Source organism: Pedobacter sp. AK017 (genome assembly GCF_014200825.1).
Lineage (GTDB): Bacteria > Bacteroidota > Bacteroidia > Sphingobacteriales > Sphingobacteriaceae > Pedobacter > Pedobacter heparinus.
The window spans coordinates 391,411-407,673 of the sequence record NZ_JACHCW010000001.1 but is presented as its reverse complement, the minus strand read 5'-3'; the positions used below and the strand labels follow the sequence as shown (position 1 = coordinate 407,673).

18 protein-coding genes are annotated in these 16,263 nt (G+C 40.6%); 9 read left to right on the top strand and 9 right to left on the bottom strand.

Translation table 11 applies throughout. From position 1 onward, the window contains the following. Positions 1 to 21: 21 nt before the first annotated feature. Together HDC92_RS01835 and HDC92_RS01830 are read right to left on the bottom strand one after the other, a co-directional pair. Positions 22 to 1,905, bottom strand: a complete 1,884-nt coding sequence (locus HDC92_RS01835; RefSeq protein ID WP_183871951.1) for an Nramp family divalent metal transporter — start codon at positions 1,903 to 1,905, stop codon at positions 22 to 24. A gap of 1 nt (position 1,906) precedes the next feature. Then, a complete protein-coding gene (locus HDC92_RS01830) occupies positions 1,907 to 2,560 on the bottom strand; it encodes a metal-dependent transcriptional regulator (RefSeq protein WP_183871949.1) in 654 nt (217 codons plus the stop codon). Positions 2,561 to 2,698: 138 nt separating this feature from the next. Here HDC92_RS01830 and HDC92_RS01825 point away from each other — a divergent pair, with 138 nt between their 5' ends. Then, on the top strand, positions 2,699 to 3,169 hold the full coding sequence (locus tag HDC92_RS01825; protein WP_015807383.1) for an Lrp/AsnC family transcriptional regulator: 471 nt from the start codon (positions 2,699 to 2,701) through the stop codon (positions 3,167 to 3,169). A 59-nt stretch (positions 3,170 to 3,228) separates the two neighbouring features. Here the strand turns inward: HDC92_RS01825 and ung are convergent, their stop codons facing one another. Continuing rightward, positions 3,229 to 3,906, bottom strand: a complete 678-nt coding sequence (gene ung / locus HDC92_RS01820; protein WP_015807384.1) for a uracil-DNA glycosylase — start codon at positions 3,904 to 3,906, stop codon at positions 3,229 to 3,231. Positions 3,907 to 4,054: 148 nt separating this feature from the next. On the opposite strand from ung, the gene HDC92_RS01815 reads away from it, so the two are divergent. Further along, positions 4,055 to 4,594 (top strand): DUF2892 domain-containing protein, encoded by a 540-nt coding sequence (locus tag HDC92_RS01815; RefSeq protein ID WP_183871947.1) that lies wholly within the window; start codon positions 4,055 to 4,057, stop codon positions 4,592 to 4,594. 28 nt (positions 4,595 to 4,622) lie between these two features. Here HDC92_RS01815 and HDC92_RS01810 read toward each other — a convergent pair whose 3' ends face one another. The 6 genes from HDC92_RS01810 to HDC92_RS01785 all read right to left on the bottom strand — a co-directional run bounded on the left by HDC92_RS01810 (position 4,623) and on the right by HDC92_RS01785 (position 10,817). Beyond that, a complete protein-coding gene (locus tag HDC92_RS01810) occupies positions 4,623 to 4,838 on the bottom strand; it encodes a hypothetical protein (protein WP_036674318.1) in 216 nt (71 codons plus the stop codon). An 86-nt stretch (positions 4,839 to 4,924) separates the two neighbouring features. Then, complete coding sequence (lysS, locus tag HDC92_RS01805) at positions 4,925 to 6,646, bottom strand: lysine--tRNA ligase (RefSeq protein ID WP_183871945.1); 1,722 nt, start codon at positions 6,644 to 6,646, stop codon at positions 4,925 to 4,927. A 130-nt stretch (positions 6,647 to 6,776) separates the two neighbouring features. Beyond that, positions 6,777 to 8,690, bottom strand: a complete 1,914-nt coding sequence (locus HDC92_RS01800; RefSeq protein WP_183871943.1) for an AMP-dependent synthetase/ligase — start codon at positions 8,688 to 8,690, stop codon at positions 6,777 to 6,779. A gap of 75 nt (positions 8,691 to 8,765) precedes the next feature. Beyond that, positions 8,766 to 9,092 (bottom strand): HesB/IscA family protein, encoded by a 327-nt coding sequence (locus HDC92_RS01795; RefSeq protein ID WP_183871941.1) that lies wholly within the window; start codon positions 9,090 to 9,092, stop codon positions 8,766 to 8,768. A gap of 74 nt (positions 9,093 to 9,166) precedes the next feature. Beyond that, positions 9,167 to 9,580, bottom strand: a complete 414-nt coding sequence (iscU, locus tag HDC92_RS01790; RefSeq protein WP_015807390.1) for a Fe-S cluster assembly scaffold IscU — start codon at positions 9,578 to 9,580, stop codon at positions 9,167 to 9,169. Between the two features lie 25 nt (positions 9,581 to 9,605). Next, positions 9,606 to 10,817 carry an IscS subfamily cysteine desulfurase gene (locus HDC92_RS01785; RefSeq protein WP_183871939.1) on the bottom strand — a complete coding sequence of 404 codons (1,212 nt, stop codon included), beginning with the start codon at positions 10,815 to 10,817 and terminating at the stop codon, positions 9,606 to 9,608. A gap of 123 nt (positions 10,818 to 10,940) precedes the next feature. On the opposite strand from HDC92_RS01785, the gene mce reads away from it, so the two are divergent. From mce to HDC92_RS01750, 7 genes are all read left to right on the top strand, one after another. Beyond that, positions 10,941 to 11,345, top strand: coding sequence for a methylmalonyl-CoA epimerase (mce, locus tag HDC92_RS01780; protein ID WP_183871937.1), 405 nt, complete (start codon positions 10,941 to 10,943; stop codon positions 11,343 to 11,345). 3 nt (positions 11,346 to 11,348) lie between these two features. After that, positions 11,349 to 11,636 carry a hypothetical protein gene (locus HDC92_RS01775; RefSeq protein ID WP_183871935.1) on the top strand — a complete coding sequence of 96 codons (288 nt, stop codon included), beginning with the start codon at positions 11,349 to 11,351 and terminating at the stop codon, positions 11,634 to 11,636. A gap of 84 nt (positions 11,637 to 11,720) precedes the next feature. Further along, positions 11,721 to 11,969 carry a type B 50S ribosomal protein L31 gene (locus HDC92_RS01770; RefSeq protein WP_015807394.1) on the top strand — a complete coding sequence of 83 codons (249 nt, stop codon included), beginning with the start codon at positions 11,721 to 11,723 and terminating at the stop codon, positions 11,967 to 11,969. Positions 11,970 to 12,040: 71 nt separating this feature from the next. Beyond that, the gene (locus HDC92_RS01765) at positions 12,041 to 13,219 is read left to right on the top strand and encodes a putative sugar nucleotidyl transferase (protein WP_183871933.1); all 1,179 of its coding nucleotides are present in this window, start codon (positions 12,041 to 12,043) and stop codon (positions 13,217 to 13,219) included. A 55-nt stretch (positions 13,220 to 13,274) separates the two neighbouring features. Continuing rightward, a complete protein-coding gene (gene tpiA, locus HDC92_RS01760) occupies positions 13,275 to 14,036 on the top strand; it encodes a triose-phosphate isomerase (protein ID WP_036673900.1) in 762 nt (253 codons plus the stop codon). Further along, positions 14,037 to 14,873, top strand: a complete 837-nt coding sequence (gene prmA, locus HDC92_RS01755) for a 50S ribosomal protein L11 methyltransferase (protein ID WP_183871931.1) — start codon at positions 14,037 to 14,039, stop codon at positions 14,871 to 14,873. Positions 14,874 to 14,882: 9 nt separating this feature from the next. Then, a complete protein-coding gene (locus HDC92_RS01750) occupies positions 14,883 to 16,241 on the top strand; it encodes a UDP-N-acetylmuramate--L-alanine ligase (RefSeq protein ID WP_183871929.1) in 1,359 nt (452 codons plus the stop codon). Positions 16,242 to 16,263 lie beyond the last annotated feature (22 nt).

The following is a 16,263-nucleotide window of genomic DNA, read 5'->3' as shown; positions in this document are numbered from 1 at the left end:
CGGCCTGCTAATATCCGAATTTTATCTTACAATGAGCACAGGTATGGATACTTTATGGCGAACAGAATTGACAGTTGTTCCCAATATGAGGTCCTTTAATCCCTTATGTCCGTGTGCCCCCATTACCAGCAGTTCAAGCTTGTTTTCATTACTGATCCTGACGATGGCTTTTACGGTGCCGCCATAGCCTATATGCGGACTGGCCTGATAGCCCAGTTCGGCCAGGTTACTGCAGTATTTTTGCAGGTTTTCGGTATCACTCTGGGTCTCATAATCGAGTGCCGTATCACCGTAATACCTTGCTGCAGCAGTTTCAACTACATGGATCAGGTAATATTGGGCCTGTTTACCACCCTGAATTAGCGCATGGCGAATGGTGTTGCGGTCATTCTTAGAAAAATCAACCGTAATCCCTATCCGCCTGTAATCAATCTTTTCTACCGGTTCAATGTTAAGGGCGTGGCCATGAGGAACATTGTTGTTTTCCCGCCGGATGCGGCTCAGGATAGGATATATAAAAACATAGAGCAACAGCAGGCCAATTAACAGGCTGGCAGGAACTACCAGTACATATATGTACCATTCGCCACTTGCACCCCATTTTTTTATTTCTTCTATAACGAGTTTAACATTTAAGCTTACAATGATAAGCGAGCTGGTCCAGGCCAGTATTTTTACCCATAACTTTATGGCAAAGCCTTTCATTGTTTTTTTATCAGAAGTAAGGTGAATTAAAGGGATTACAGCGAAGCCGAGCTGCAGGCTCAATACTACCTGGCTCAGGATCAGTAAGCCGCCCAATGCATCATCTCCATACCAGAGTATAGTAAAAAAAGCAGGGATAATAGCCAGCAAACGTGTGATTAAGCGACGTAACCAGGGCTGTATACGGAGTTTAAGATGCCCCTCCATCACAATCTGTCCGGCTAGTGTTCCGGTTACTGTTGAGCTCTGTCCGGCAGCAATCAGCGCAATAGCAAAAAGGGCAGGGGCCACATTGCCAAATATATTTTGAAGCAGTTTGTAGGCATCCTGTATTTCGGCCACTTCATGCAGCCCGTTTTTGTAAAAAGCTGCAGCTGCAAGAATAAGGATAGCGGCGTTGACGAAAAATGCCAGGTTTAAAGCTACGGCAGTATCTATGAAATTAAATTTTATGGCTTCTTTGATGCCCTTTTCATCTCTTTGGAATTTGCGGGTCTGTACCAGCGAAGAGTGCAGGTACAGGTTATGAGGCATTACAGTGGCACCAATAATACCTATGGCAATATATAAAGCTTCCCCACCTAGTATAGAGGGTTCAAAACCTTTCGCTATTTCTATTATTGAAGGCTCTACAATGAACATTTCAATTAAAAAGGAAACACCAACAATGAATACCATAGAAACAATGAAGGCTTCCATTTTTCGCATGCCATTGTTAAGGAGAAAGAGGAGCAGCACGGTATCGAAGATGGTGATGCTGATGCCCCAGATGAGGGGCAGGCCAAATAATAGGTTTAAGCCAATGGCCATCCCTATAATTTCGGCCAGGTCGCAGGCTACTATAGCTGTTTGGGCTAAACCAAACAAAGGAATGTTAACCCATTTTGGATATGCATTTCTGGAAGCCTGGGCAAGATCAAGACCTCTTACAATACCCAGACGGGCACTGAGCGATTGCAGCAATAAAGCAATAAGGTTAGACATGAGCAGCACCCAGATAAGCTGGTAACCAAATTTACTGCCGCCTGCAAGATCTGTTGCCCAGTTACCCGGATCCATATAACCCACACTAACCAGGTAGGCGGGGCCAATAAAAGACAATATACGCTTCCATCCAGTGCGTTTGCTGGTATCTACACTTTGATGTACTTCACTTAAGGATTGGGGATCTCTGTGTTCGGTGTGCTTACGGTTCTTCATGTTACAGTTTGATGAGAATATGTTTGGCCACCTCCCGGCTTACACTGAGGCTTTTTTGCTCCAGTGTCAGTTCTATAGAGCCGTCAAAATCATTGATCTCGGTTATTTTAACTGCTTTTCCCAGGGTTAAACCAGATTTTTCAAGGTGTTTTAAAAATGCCGAGGAATGTTCGCTGACACCCATAATCAGTCCTTCATCCCCCCGTTTAAGTTTATTTAGTTTAACAAATGCAACTGCATCAAACTTCCCGCTTTTATCCGGGATGGGATCACCGTGCGGATCGCTTTTTGGGAAGGCTAGAAATTCATCCAGGCGCTCAATAAGCTCTGCTGAATTGATGTGTTCCAGCTCTTCTGCAATATCGTGTACTTCATCCCACCTGAAATTTAGCTTCTCTACCAGGAAAACTTCCCATAACCGGTGCTTGCGGACAATGTTTATGGCAGCTGATTTGCCAGTAGGTGTAAGCTTAACACCCTGGTACTTTTTATAGTCTACCAATTCTTTATCAGCCAGTTTTTTGATCATGTCCGTAACAGACGCGGCTTTGGTCTGCATTTTTTCTGCAATGGCATTGGTCTGTACTGTTCCATCGTGGTTTTGAGACAGATGATATATGATTTTCAGGTAGTTCTCTTCGGTAAAGGATTGCATTTTTATTTGCCTAACTAAATATTTAGACAAATCTAAAAAAAAATAGAAGAAATAAACTATAAATTATTTGTTTTTTTTTAGAATAAAATTTGGTGAGTAATGTATTCTTATTCTATATTTGGGCATAATTTAAAAATAATGGCGACAGAACTAGATAAAACGGATTTTAAAATTCTTAAATTATTACAGGAAAATGGAAGGATGACAAATTTACTATTGTCTCAGGAGATCGGACTTTCTCCTGCACCTACATTAGAACGTGTAAGAAAGCTTGAAGTATCTGGTTTTATTAAAAGCTACCATGCCCTGGTTGATGAAGAAAAGCTGGGTTTGGGTATAAAAACCTTTATACAGGTACAGCTCGATTTTCATAAGAACAATACCATCCAGATTTTCCTGGATGAAGTAAACCAGATCAAAGAGATTACAGAATGCCACCACGTTACGGGACAGGCTGATTTTCTTTTAAAGGTATATGTCAATGATATTAAAGCTTATGAGCGCCTGATCATGGATAAGATCAGCAAAATCTCGGTAGTAAAAACTTTTCAAACGATGATGATCATGTCTACCACCAAGAAAGAACCTATTGTTCCTTTGGAATATTAAGACTAGGATTTTAAACGGAAAAAGGGTAAAAGGCATCGGGTCTTTTACCCTTTTTCTTCTTAAGTGATTTGCCAGTTAATGGGGCTTTGCCCCTGTTCAATAAGTTTAGCATTGGCCCTGGAAAAAGGTTTGCTATCTAAAAAACCGTTATAGGCCGAGAAAGGCGAGGGGTGTGCTGCGGCAATGATGGTATGTTTTTTCTGATCAATCAATACAGCTTTATTTTGTGCATATCTGCCCCATAAAAGGAAAACCAGGCCTGTCCTTTTTTCAGACAACTCACTGATGATCTTATCAGTAAAAATTTCCCAGCCCTTTCCCTGGTGTGAACCTGCTTCATGGGCCCTTACAGTTAAAGTTGCGTTTAAGAGTAAAACACCTTCATCAGCCCATTGGGTTAGGTTACCGTGATTGGGAATGCTGAAACCAGGAATATCGGCAGACAGTTCCTTATAAATATTTTTCAGGGAGGGGGGGACGGTAATCCCTTTCTGCACAGAAAAAGACAAACCATGGGCCTGGCCGGTCCCATGATAGGGATCTTGACCCAGAATAACTACTTTTACCTTATCAAAAGGGGTGTGGTTAAGGGCATTAAATATATCAGCACCCTTAGGGTATACCTTATATCCCTTTTGTTTTTCTTCCAGTAAAAAAGCTTTAAGCGATTTCATATAGGGTTTTTCGAACTCATCTTTAAGTACTTTTAACCAGCTTTCTTCTATTGCTACAGACATCTGTTTTTTGAGGTTTATACAAAACCAGCCTTTACTTTTTTTGTGCTGGCCATGAATTGAACTGTCGATTCTTTTTTTGTTGAAATTATAAATTAAATCTAATTTTTGGTATTTAAACACGATATTTGCAAAAAAAATATAATAGAATATGCCAAATGTAGTTCGTCTTATTTTAGGTTTTGCAGTGCTGGGAGGTTCGATAACCCTTATGGTCTTTGGTTTCTGGGGATGGGGGATTTTGGCCCTTTTTATAAGTATACTGATTATCGTTACCTATTTCTTTAACGAGAATATGTTATTGGCCCAATGGTTCTTAAGAAAGGACAACATGGCCAAAGCAGAGGTTTACCTGAAAAAGATCACCAATTATGAAAAACAGCTGATCAGGGTGCAACATGGTTATTATAACCTGTTGGTAGGTTTAATTGAATCAAGAAAGGCACCTATGCAGTCAGAAAAATATTTTAAAAAATCACTTTCTTTAGGAATGCACATGGATCATAATATTGCCCTGGCCAAATTGAGCCTTGCAGGAATAGCCATGGCCAAACGGAACAAACGCGAAGCGCAAATGTATCTGACAGAAGCAAAGAAAGCAGATAAGAACAAATTGCTGGCCGATCAGATCAAACAAATGAAAGACCAACTGGGAATGCTGGATAAACAACAGCAGGTAAGATACAGATAAGCCAAAGCCACATGAAAATGTGGCTTTTTTATTTTTCGCTTAACCTGTCGAAATTTTCGTGTGCTTCTGCGTATGAAGTCCTGCTGATGATGTCATCTTCCAGGTAATCTTTGCTTTTGCTGAAGAACAATTGTTCCGACTGTATTCTGGTGATGAGCTGACGGATGAGTGTCAGGTCAAAGGCTTCCTTGCTCAGTTTTATACAGTATTCTTTTTCGGTAATTTCCAGACTTGAACTGTTCATAATCATTGTCATTTAAATATGTATAAAAATAAAAAAGGCCTGCCACAATTTTTGTAGCAGGCCTTTAAGCTTTTGTTACCTTTATGTTAAGCAAACCAGGCTGTAACCTCTTCTTTTGAAGGCATGGCCAGCTCCAATTTAAGTTTTTTTCGCATACCCCCCAGGTCGTTAAAAACCTTATTTGGATTTGCTGCTTTTAATTCCTCTATGGTGTTGATGCCCATTTTGCGGACTACCTGTACCCATTCAGCAGGTACACCGGCATTTACAAAATCCTCATCAGTTGTTATTCTGACTTTCTTTTCCGGTCTCATCTGCGGAAAAAACAATACTTCCTGTATGGTCGATTGATCGGTCATCAGCATTACCAGACGATCTATACCAATACCCAGCCCCGATGTAGGTGGCATGCCATATTCCAGGGCACGGATAAAATCATCGTCCATCGCCATCGCCTCATCATCACCTCTTGCAGCAAGTTTTAACTGGTCTTCAAAGCGTTCCCGCTGATCAATAGGGTCATTCAGCTCAGAGTAAGCATTGGCAATTTCTTTACCCATCACAAATAATTCAAAACGTTCTACCAGTCCTTCCTTGCTTCTGTGTTTTTTAGCCAGAGGTGTCATTTCCAATGGATAATCGGTAATGTAAGTCGGCTGGATCAGGTTCGCCTCTACTTTTTCGCTGAACAGTTCATCAATCAGCTTGCCCCTGCCCATAGAATTATCAATTTCTATGCCCAGGCTTTTGCAAACCGTTTTGATCTCTTCTTCTGTCATAACTGAAACATCTATACCTGTATATTTCTGGATAGACTCGTACATGGTCAGTTTTTCATATGGGCCTTCAAAGTTGATCTCATAATCCCCAACTTTTACTACAGGTTTTCCATGGATCGCCAGAGCTACTTTCTCCAGGCATTCTTCTACCATGGCCATCATCCAGATGTAGTCTTTATAAGCTACATAAATCTCCATAGAGGTAAATTCAGGATTATGGGTACGGTCCATCCCTTCGTTTCTGAACATTTTACCAAACTCATAAACGCCGTCAAAGCCTGCTACAATCAGTCTTTTCAGGTAAAGTTCATTGGCAATACGCAGGTACAATGGCATATCCAGCGTATTGTGGTGTGTAGCAAATGGACGGGCTGCAGCACCACCATGAATGGGTTGCAGAATAGGTGTTTCCACTTCCATCCAGCCCTGATTATCAAAATATCCACGCATGGTATTGATCACCTTGGAACGGTTGATAAAAATCTGTTTAAAGCCCGGATTTACCGTAAGGTCTACATAACGCTGCCTGTAACGCATTTCAGGATCAGTAAAACCATCATAAATATTTCCTTCCTCGTCACGTTTAACAATAGGCAATGGTTTTAAAGACTTGGAAAGCAAAGTAAGTGCTGTTACATGAACAGAGATCTCACCCGTTTGTGTGGTAAAAACATAACCTTGTATACCAATAAAATCACCAAGGTCCAGCAATTTCTTAAATACGGTATTGTATAAAGTTTTGTCTTCATCCGGACATAGGTCATCTCTTTTCAGATAAACCTGTATTCTTCCGGTTGAGTCCTGTAATTCCACAAAAGAAGCACTTCCCATAATTCTGCGGCTCATGATGCGGCCCGCCATGCTGATGTTCTTATAAGCAGTTTTATCCCGTTCGTAATTCGCTAAAATATCTGCTGCATGGGCATTGATCTCAAATGCTTCGGCAGGATAGGGATTGATACCCAGTTCACGTAATTGTGTTAGCGAATTACGGCGCAATACTTCTAATTCTGATAGTCCTGTACTCATATATTTTTGGTATCCGGCAGCTAAACCGGATAGCTTATTGATGTATTAATTTAATAATTAGGCAAAAATAGGGATTTACCTTAGTTCTTTTATGACTATAGGTATTAAAAATGCAATTAGTTTGTATGGTTTAATCTGTATCAACAGTCTCCGCATACATCTCATTGATGGTTTCTGCATATTTTGCTTCAATAACCCTCCGCTTAGCCTTTAAAGTTGGCGTAATTTCGCCTTCTTCAATGCTGAAAGGATTACGTTTTACCTTAAAATTTTTGATGCGCTCAAATTTGGCCAGTTCATTAGACAGCTTCTTCAGGTCCTGACCAATCCAGTCTGTAATTTCCTTTTCAGCGATAAATATTTCTGGTTTTTCAAAGAAAGATTCCGGCAGATTAAAGTTTTCCTGCAGGTTCTCCTTGTTTGGGATCACTATGGCAGTAAGGTATTCACGTTTATCGCCAATCAGAAAAATCTGGTCTATTTTAAGGCTTTTCAGATAAATGTTTTCTACTGGTGTAGGATAAACATTTTTACCGTAGGCATTTACGATCATATTTTTAAGACGATCGGTGATTTGCAGGTTACCCCGGTAAAAGCGGCCAATATCACCCGTATGGAACCAGTTGTCCTTATCTATCACCTCCGCAGTCTCGGCAGGTTTGTTAAAATAACCTTGCATCACACAATGGCCCCTTACAATGATTTCTCCCTCAGCACATTCAAAGTCTTCCATAAAGGTGTCATGGGTCTGTATACTGATCATTTGTCTGGTTTCTATATCCTGTATGCCCACCTCAATGCCAGGTATAATCCGGCCTACAGTCCCATAAACCTGTCTGTGGTATTCAGTAACAGCCATTACGGGCGAAGTTTCGGTCAGGCCAAAGCCTTCCAGTATTTTAATACCCAGGTTTCCAAAAAATTCACCCACATTCTTTGGTAAAGCAGCGCCACCCGAGATCATGAACTTTAACCTTCCCCCTGTTTTTTCTTTGATCTTGCTGAATACCAGTTTTTCGGCAAGGGTCTTTTTTGCACGCATCACCATTCCGGGTGTTTTACCTGCTTCTTTGATCTTTCGGTAATCCTGACCAACTTCCAGTGCCCAAAGAAATATTTTAGACTTTAATCCACCGCCCGCAGTACCACTCTTAAGGGCTTTGTCGTGGATTTTTTCCAACAGCCTGGGTACACAGCTCATTACAGTGGGCTTAATTTCAGCCATGTTTTTGGCCAGTAGTTCCAGGCTTTGTGCATAAGCGATCCTGCAACCCTGTGCACAGCAAACATGATAGGTTGCGGTCCGTTCAAAAACATGCGAAAGGGGCAGGAAAGAAAGGAATGTTTCCGTTTCGTCTATCACCGGGATTTGCTGTAAACATACTTTTACATTCTCTACAAAATTACTATGTGAAAGCATAACACCCTTAGGCGTACCGGTAGTACCCGAGGTATAAATGAGCGATGAAATATCAGCTGGTAGTATGGTGTTACGAATCCTGCCGATTTCCGTCAGCCGGGCAGGTTTTAGCTTTCCCGTTTCAGCCAGAACCTCATCAAAGGGAATGATCTGCACCTTCAGCTTTTCAGGGATGCTAACTTTCTGATATTCGGTAAAAGCAGGGACAATGTATTCCAGGTTGCGGCAGTTGGCCGCTATCTTTAATATTTTTTTATATAGAAAGGTGTTGCCGATCAGAATGGCCCGCATGCCCGAATCGTTCACAATATATGCTACTTCCTGCTCAGATAGGGTAGGATAAATAGATACATTGATGGCGCCAATTTGCTGTATGCCCTGGTCATAGTATACGTATTCGGGTGAGTTTTCTATCATCAGTCCCATCCTGTCACCTTTAACAATGCCTTTCTCCATAAAAAAAGCAGCTACGGCATCTGCACAATTAAGCGTATGCCCATAAGATACCTCTTCCCAAACCCCATTCCTTTTGTGGATCAGAAAGGTCTCTTCCGGGTTATGGATATTGGCGACAACATTACGCAATAAACTGGGTATGGTAGAATGCTCATTAAATAGTTCCATGACATGTTGGTTATCTATAAAAATAGGCCGGTACAGATGTAACTGTACCGGCCTATGCAAATATAATAATTGTATTTAAACAGAAAAACTCTCGCCACAACTGCATGAGCGGCTTGCATTCGGGTTATTGAAATTAAAACCCTTCCCATTTAAACCATCAGAAAAATCGAGTTCAGTCCCTGCCAGGTAAAGGAAGGACTTCATGTCTAGTGCTATCCTGATTCCCTTATCTTCAAAAAACTGATCTCCTGCTTTCTCTTCATCGTCAAAGTCCAGGTTGTATGATAATCCTGAACATCCTCCCCCTTTAACAGATACCCGCAAAAAATAGGTCGTATCCATCTGCGACTCTTCCATTAACTGGTCGATTTTGCTTTTTGCTTTTTCAGTGATTGTGATCATTTTATATTAATATTTTGATTTCACAATGGTATAGCTCAAAAGATGTACCAGATTAAAATCGGTCAAATATTTGATTAATGATGAGATTTGGCCAGTTCAAATGGCTCCATACCATTTTTAACACGGTAATCATTGATTGCCGATTTGATAGCATCTTCTGCCAAAACCGAGCAATGTATTTTTACCGGTGGTAAAGCCAGCTCTTCAACAATGTCCATATTGTCTATTGTTAAAGCCTCATCGATGCTTTTACCTTTTAACCATTCAGTCGCCAGAGAAGAAGAAGCGATCGCAGAACCACAGCCAAATGTTTTGAATTTAGCATCTGTAATTACATTGTTTTCATCCACTTCAATCTGTAAACGCATCACATCGCCACACTCAGGTGCACCAACAAGGCCCGTACCAACTGATTTACTATCTTTATTTAAAGTACCAACGTTTCTGGGGTTGGTATAATGTTCTATAACTTTTTCTGAATATGCCATCTTTACTTGTTTTTGATTTTAAAAATTAATGTTCTGCCCACTCAATTTTACTTAAATCCACACCATCTTTAAACATTTCCCAAAGCGGAGAAAGGTCCCTTAAGTGGTTTACTGCTTTTTTAGTATTTTCTATTGCATAATCCACTTCTTCTTCAGTCGTAAAACGGCCCAATCCATAACGGATAGAAGAGTGTGCCAGATCGTCAGACAAGCCCAGGCTCTTTAATACGTAAGAAGGCTCCAGGGAAGCAGATGTACAGGCTGAGCCTGATGATACAGCTAAATCTTTCATGGCCATCATTAAACCTTCACCTTCTACATATTTAAAAGAGATGTTGGCTACATGAGGTAAGCGGTGTTTCGTATTTCCGTTTACATAACTTTCTTCCAGCTCAGTAAGTGCATTTTCCAGTTTGTCCCTTAAGGCCGATAAACGTTTGGCTTCCTCATCCATTTCCAAACGGCACAGTTCACAGGCTTTACCCAAACCAACAATGCCAGGTACATTTAAGGTGCCGGAACGCATGCCGCGCTCATGGCCGCCACCGTCCATTTGTGCAGTTACTTTAACCCTTGGATTTTTACGGCGTACATACAATACCCCAACACCCTTAGGTCCGTACATTTTATGAGCAGAAAAAGCCATCAGGTCAATCCCGTCAGCATTTACATCTACAGGGATTTTGCCTACAGCCTGTGTAGCATCGGTCATAAACAACGCGCCAAATTTATGGGCAATGGCAGAAATTTCTTTAATTGGCTGGATTACACCGATCTCATTGTTTCCATACATAATGGTAACCAGGATTGTTTGCTCCGTCATTGCAGCTTCAAGCTCCTGAAGGTCAATTAATCCGTCCTCTTTCACTTTTAGATAGGTAACCTTCGCACCCAGTTTTTCCAGGTGTTTACAAGTATCCAACACAGCTTTATGTTCTGTAGTAGCTGTAATGATATGGTTACCCTTTTCCTGGTACATTTCAAATACGCCTTTAATGCCCAGATTGTCAGCCTCCGTAGCTCCTGAAGTGAAAATAATCTCTTTTTCAGTGCAACCAATCAGTTTGGCAACTTGTTCACGTGCGTAATCAACACCTTCTTCGGCAACCCATCCAAATGCATGGTTACGGCTTGCAGCATTGCCAAATTTATTGGTGAAATAGGGCAGCATTGCTTCCAATACCCTCGGATCAAGAGGAGTAGTTGCGTTATTATCTAAGTAAATAGGAAGTTCCATTATATATATTTGTTCTTATTAATATACAAAGATACAAAAAAAGATTGCCAACAATTATAAATAATACCTATGACGGTATAGTTAAAACATGCATTTTTACATTCTTTTAACGTTTGGGTAGATATGAATAAAATCGAACATATAGGCATTGCAGTTAAAAATATGGATATTTCCTGTAGCCTTTACGAACAATTGTTGGGTGTGGCCTGCTATAAAAAGGAACTGGTAGCCTCAGAAGGGGTAAATACTGCCTTTTTTAAAACCGGCCAGAATAAGATAGAACTGCTCAGTGCAACTGTTGCAGATAGTCCCATTGCTAAATTCCTTGAAAGAAAGGGAGAGGGGATCCACCACATCGCATTTGATGTGGAAGATATTGTGGTCGAGATGGACAGGTTAAAGGCAGCCGGATTTGTACTGTTAAATGAACAGCCAAAAAGAGGGGCCGACAATAAGCTGGTTTGTTTTGTGCATCCAAAAGGCACAAATGGGGTGCTTGTAGAACTGTGTCAGGAAATTAAAGCTTAACCCATGGAAGATTTTAATTCACTCAGCCTCATCATCGCTAAAGACTTTGAAGTAGAAGAGCTGGGTACTGAAGCTATGCTCCGCGCCCGCCTCATCGAAGCTTTTGCCTATCTGCTGGACCACAACATTTCCAAAATGATGAATATCCTTTATCGTGCTGATGTGAACGAAGAGAAGCTAAAAACACTGCTGATCAGTAACTCGGACCTGCCCTCTGCCGAGGTCATTGCCGATGCCTACATCAGCAGGCAAAAGGAGAAGATCGAGACCCGGAAAAAGTATAGCAGATAATTTTTCCACACATACTTGCGATTAAAAAATAAAATGCTGATATTTGCATCCTTAAAAATAAGCGACAAATAAGTATATAATCATATGAAAAAAGATCTGCATCCTTCAAGCTATAGATTTGTAGTATTTAAAGACATGTCAAACGACTATGCTTTTTTAACAAAGTCTTGTGTAGATACTAAAGAAACTATCAAATGGGAAGATGGCAACGAGTATCCTCTATATAAATTAGAGATTTCACACACTTCTCACCCTTTTTATACTGGTAAAATGAAATTGGTAGATACTGCTGGTCGTATCGATAAATTCAAAACACGTTACGCTAAGAAGTAATTATACACAAATAGAAAATTATTTAAAGTCCCGGTGCTGTTGCTTCGGGACTTTTTTTATTTTTGTAGCTTATGATGATCAATTTATTTGATGATAATGCCTGGTTATCCCTGCGTCCATTATCTTTTACCAGACCAGTTGCAGATCTTCGTGTAGGAATCCTCACGATTGCTGAAAAGTGGAAGAAACATCTGAATGTAGCATCATCTGGCTTCATTACCGCCGAACATCTGGCCGTTAAATATCCTCCGCTTAATGGAGTCCAGCTCTATATCAATGGCTCAATTTGTCCTGATGAGGCACTGCTGGAAGCGATCTCAGCACTGCAAACCGGTGAGGCCTTAAAAAAAGATGCTATTTTAATTGCCTGTAAAATTGATGCCGGTACAGCTTTTATACCTGATATCGACGCGCAGTTGGAAATCAAAATATATCAGGGAAAATTTATCAGGATCTCTTTACCCGAAGATATATTCAGGAATAATGATGCTGAACTGAAAAAAGACTTTGCTTTACTGACCCGGGGGCGGGCTTCAGCTAAACTGAGCAGTACAAATGTTTTTTTAGGTGAGGAATTTTTTGCAGAAGAGGGGGCACAAGCCGAATGTTCTACTTTTAACAGCCTGAACGGGCCCATTTATATAGGAGAGAATTCGCAAGTGTGGGAAGGCTGTCACATTCGCGGATCTTTTGCACTTTGCAACAATTCGCAGGTAAAAATGGGAGCTAAAATCTACGGACAAACTACCATAGGCCCCTATAGTCGGGTAGGTGGCGAAATTAACAATGCCATCATCTGGGGCTATTCTTCCAAAGGACATGAAGGCTACCTGGGTAATGCTGTACTGGGGCAATGGTGTAACATTGGTGCCGACAGTAACAATTCTAACTTAAAGAACAACTATGCTGAGGTTAGGTTATGGGAGTATGCAACAGAAAGTTTCCGTAATACCGGTTTACAATTTTGCGGACTGATCATGGCCGATCATGCCAAATGCGGCATCAATACGATGTTTAATACCGGAACAGTTGCCGGTGTGAGTGCCAATATCTTTGGCTCCGGCTTTCCCAGAAACTTTATTCCCGATTTCGCCTGGGGTGGGGCACATGGATTTGATGTGTATAGCCTGAATAAAATGTTTGAAACATCAGAGAAAGTATACGAACGTAGAGATATCTCGTTTGACCAGACAGAGCAGGATATTTTATCTGCTGTTTTTGAAATGACCAAAAGCTACAGGCACTTTTAATTGTCCCTGCTTTCAAATAAATACTAAAAACCTAAAAAAATAACAATATATAATGATGAGAAAAAAAATAGTTGCAGGAAATTGGAAAATGAACCTTGATTATGCTGCCGGCATATCTTTATTTTCAGAAATAGTGAATATGGTAAAGGACGAAAAAAAAGGTAATCAGATCGCCATCATTTGTGCTCCCTATATTCATTTGAACAGCCTGGCTAAATTGGGTGCTGATGTTGTTAAAATTGGGGCGCAAAACTGTCACCAAAACGATAGTGGTGCCTATACTGGCGAAATTTCCGCCGGAATGATCAAATCTGTAGGTGTTGAATATGTAATCATCGGGCACTCAGAAAGACGCGAGTACTTTGCCGAAAGTGATGAACTGCTGGCACAGAAAACAATAAAAGTATTGGAAAACGGATTGACACCTATTTTTTGTATCGGAGAAACCTTGGAGCAAAGAAACAATGGCAGTTATTTCGAGGTACTTAAAGCCCAACTCGATAAAGGTATTTTTGGATTAAGTGCCGAAGATTTTTCTAAAATAGTGATTGCTTATGAACCGGTCTGGGCAATAGGAACGGGATTAACCGCATCCTCAGATCAGGCCCAGGAAGTACATGCCTTCATCAGAAAAGAAATTGCAGCCAAATACAATGCCCAGGTTGCAGAACTGACCACTATATTATATGGTGGCAGCTGTAATCCTAAAAACGCGGCCGAGCTATTTGCCCAGAAAGACATTGATGGTGGTTTGATAGGCGGAGCTTCACTAAAATCAAGAGATTTTGTGGATATCGTTAAAGTTTTCAATTCTTAGATGCAATACATACAGGTAACTTTCAGCTTTACAGCTATTGAAGAATATCAGCAGGACCTTTTGATTGCTGATCTGGCTGATATCGGTTTCAATACTTTTGAAGATACAGCCAATGGGTTTATAGCATTTGCAGCGGCCGGTACTTACGATGAAGATCAGTTGAAAAGTCTGCTGGAACAGTACGAAGGGCAATTTCAGTACACTTATACGGTTGCTGAAATTGCCGGTAAAAACTGGAATGAAGAGTGGGAAAAGAATTTTGAACCACTTATCATAGCCGATCAGTGTTATGTACGTGCAACTTTTCATCAGTCACAGCCACAATATAAATATGAAATTGTCATTGATCCGAAAATGGCCTTTGGTACAGGACACCATCAAACCACAACAATGATGATCCAGTACCTGCTGGATGCAGATGTAGCGGATAAAACAGTGCTCGATATGGGCTGTGGTACGGCAATACTTGCTATTCTAGCAGCTAAAAAAGGGGCTGCCAGGTTGGTAGCTATAGACAATGATGAAGTTTGTTACCAGAGTACCATCGAAAATGCCGCATTAAACAACATCCGAAATATTGAGGCCCTTTGTGGAAGTAAAGAGGCTATCCCCGAAATAGCTTTTGATGTCATCCTGGCCAATATCAACCGCAATATTCTGCTCGATCAGATCCCTTCTTATGCTGCCATCTTAAAAAAACAGGGTAATATTTTCTTTAGTGGATTTTACGAATCACCAGATCTGGATATGATAAAAGCTGCCTGTGAACCTTTTGGGATCAAATATGTTGATCATAAAAAGATTGGCGACTGGGTGGCAGCTTATTTTACTAAATAGATTACAGCAATGCACATACATTTTATAGCTATTGGTGGTAGTGCCATGCACAACCTGGCCATAGCCCTGCACAAAAAAGGATATCAGGTGACAGGGTCTGATGATGTTATTTTTGAACCATCGGCAGGCAGACTGGCCAAATACGGCATTTTACCGGCACAGCTGGGCTGGAATGAAGACAACATTACGCCCAATCTGGATGCTGTAATTTTAGGGATGCACGCACTAACGGATAATCCTGAACTGCTGAAAGCACAGAAAATGGGCCTGAAAATATATTCTTACCCCGAATATATTTACGAGCAGACCAAAAATAAACTCAGAGTAGTAATCGGTGGAAGCCATGGTAAAACAACCATTACTTCCATGATATTGCATGTACTGAACTACTACAAAAGGGATTTCGATTACCTGGTGGGCGCACAGCTTGCAGGTTTTGAGACCATGGTCAAAATAACTGCTGAAGCTCCCTTAATAGTAATTGAGGGCGACGAATATCTGGCTTCGCCGATAGACAGACGTCCCAAATTTCACCTCTATAAAGCAAACATAGCGGTAATCAGTGGTATTGCCTGGGACCACATTAATGTGTTCAAAACATACGCTGATTATGTAAAGCAATTTGAACTGTTTATTGATACCATACAACCTGGGGGCAAATTAATTTACTGCAAAGCAGATCACGACCTGGTTAAAGTAGTTGATGAAGCTACAGCTGACGTAGAAAAAATTGGTTATGGAATTCCTGAACACCTGATAAAAGACGGCATTACTTATCTGATGCCTGAAGAAATACCATTAAAGATATTTGGCGACCACAATTTAATGAACCTTAACGCAGCAAAATTAATTTGCGCGCAACTGAACGTAAACAATGAACAGTTTGATGCCGCAATTCAATCTTTTACAGGTGCTGCTAAAAGGCTGGAGCTGCTTGTCAGCAGGAATAAGACCAATGTATATAAAGATTTTGCACATTCTCCATCAAAATTAAAGGCTACTATCGAGGCAGTAAAGGCGCAGTTTCCCGACAGAAAATTAACAGCGTGTATAGAGTTACATACATTCAGCAGCCTGAATAAAGACTTTTTAGTTCAATACGCCCACACAATGGAAGCTGCCGACACAGCAATTGTATACATTGATGAAAAAACTTTTCAGCACAAAAAAATGGAGCCTTTTAACAAGAATGATGTTCAAACGGCATTTAAAAGTAATAAATTACAGTTTTTTGATAAGCCTGAAGCTTTACAGGATTGTTTATTAAACGTAAATTTTTATCATACGAACTTACTTTTGATGAGTTCGGGAAATTTTGGGGGATTGGATCTCGTTAAATTGGCACGTGAGTTGAATATAGAAGCATAAGGAATATAATACAAGATTACAC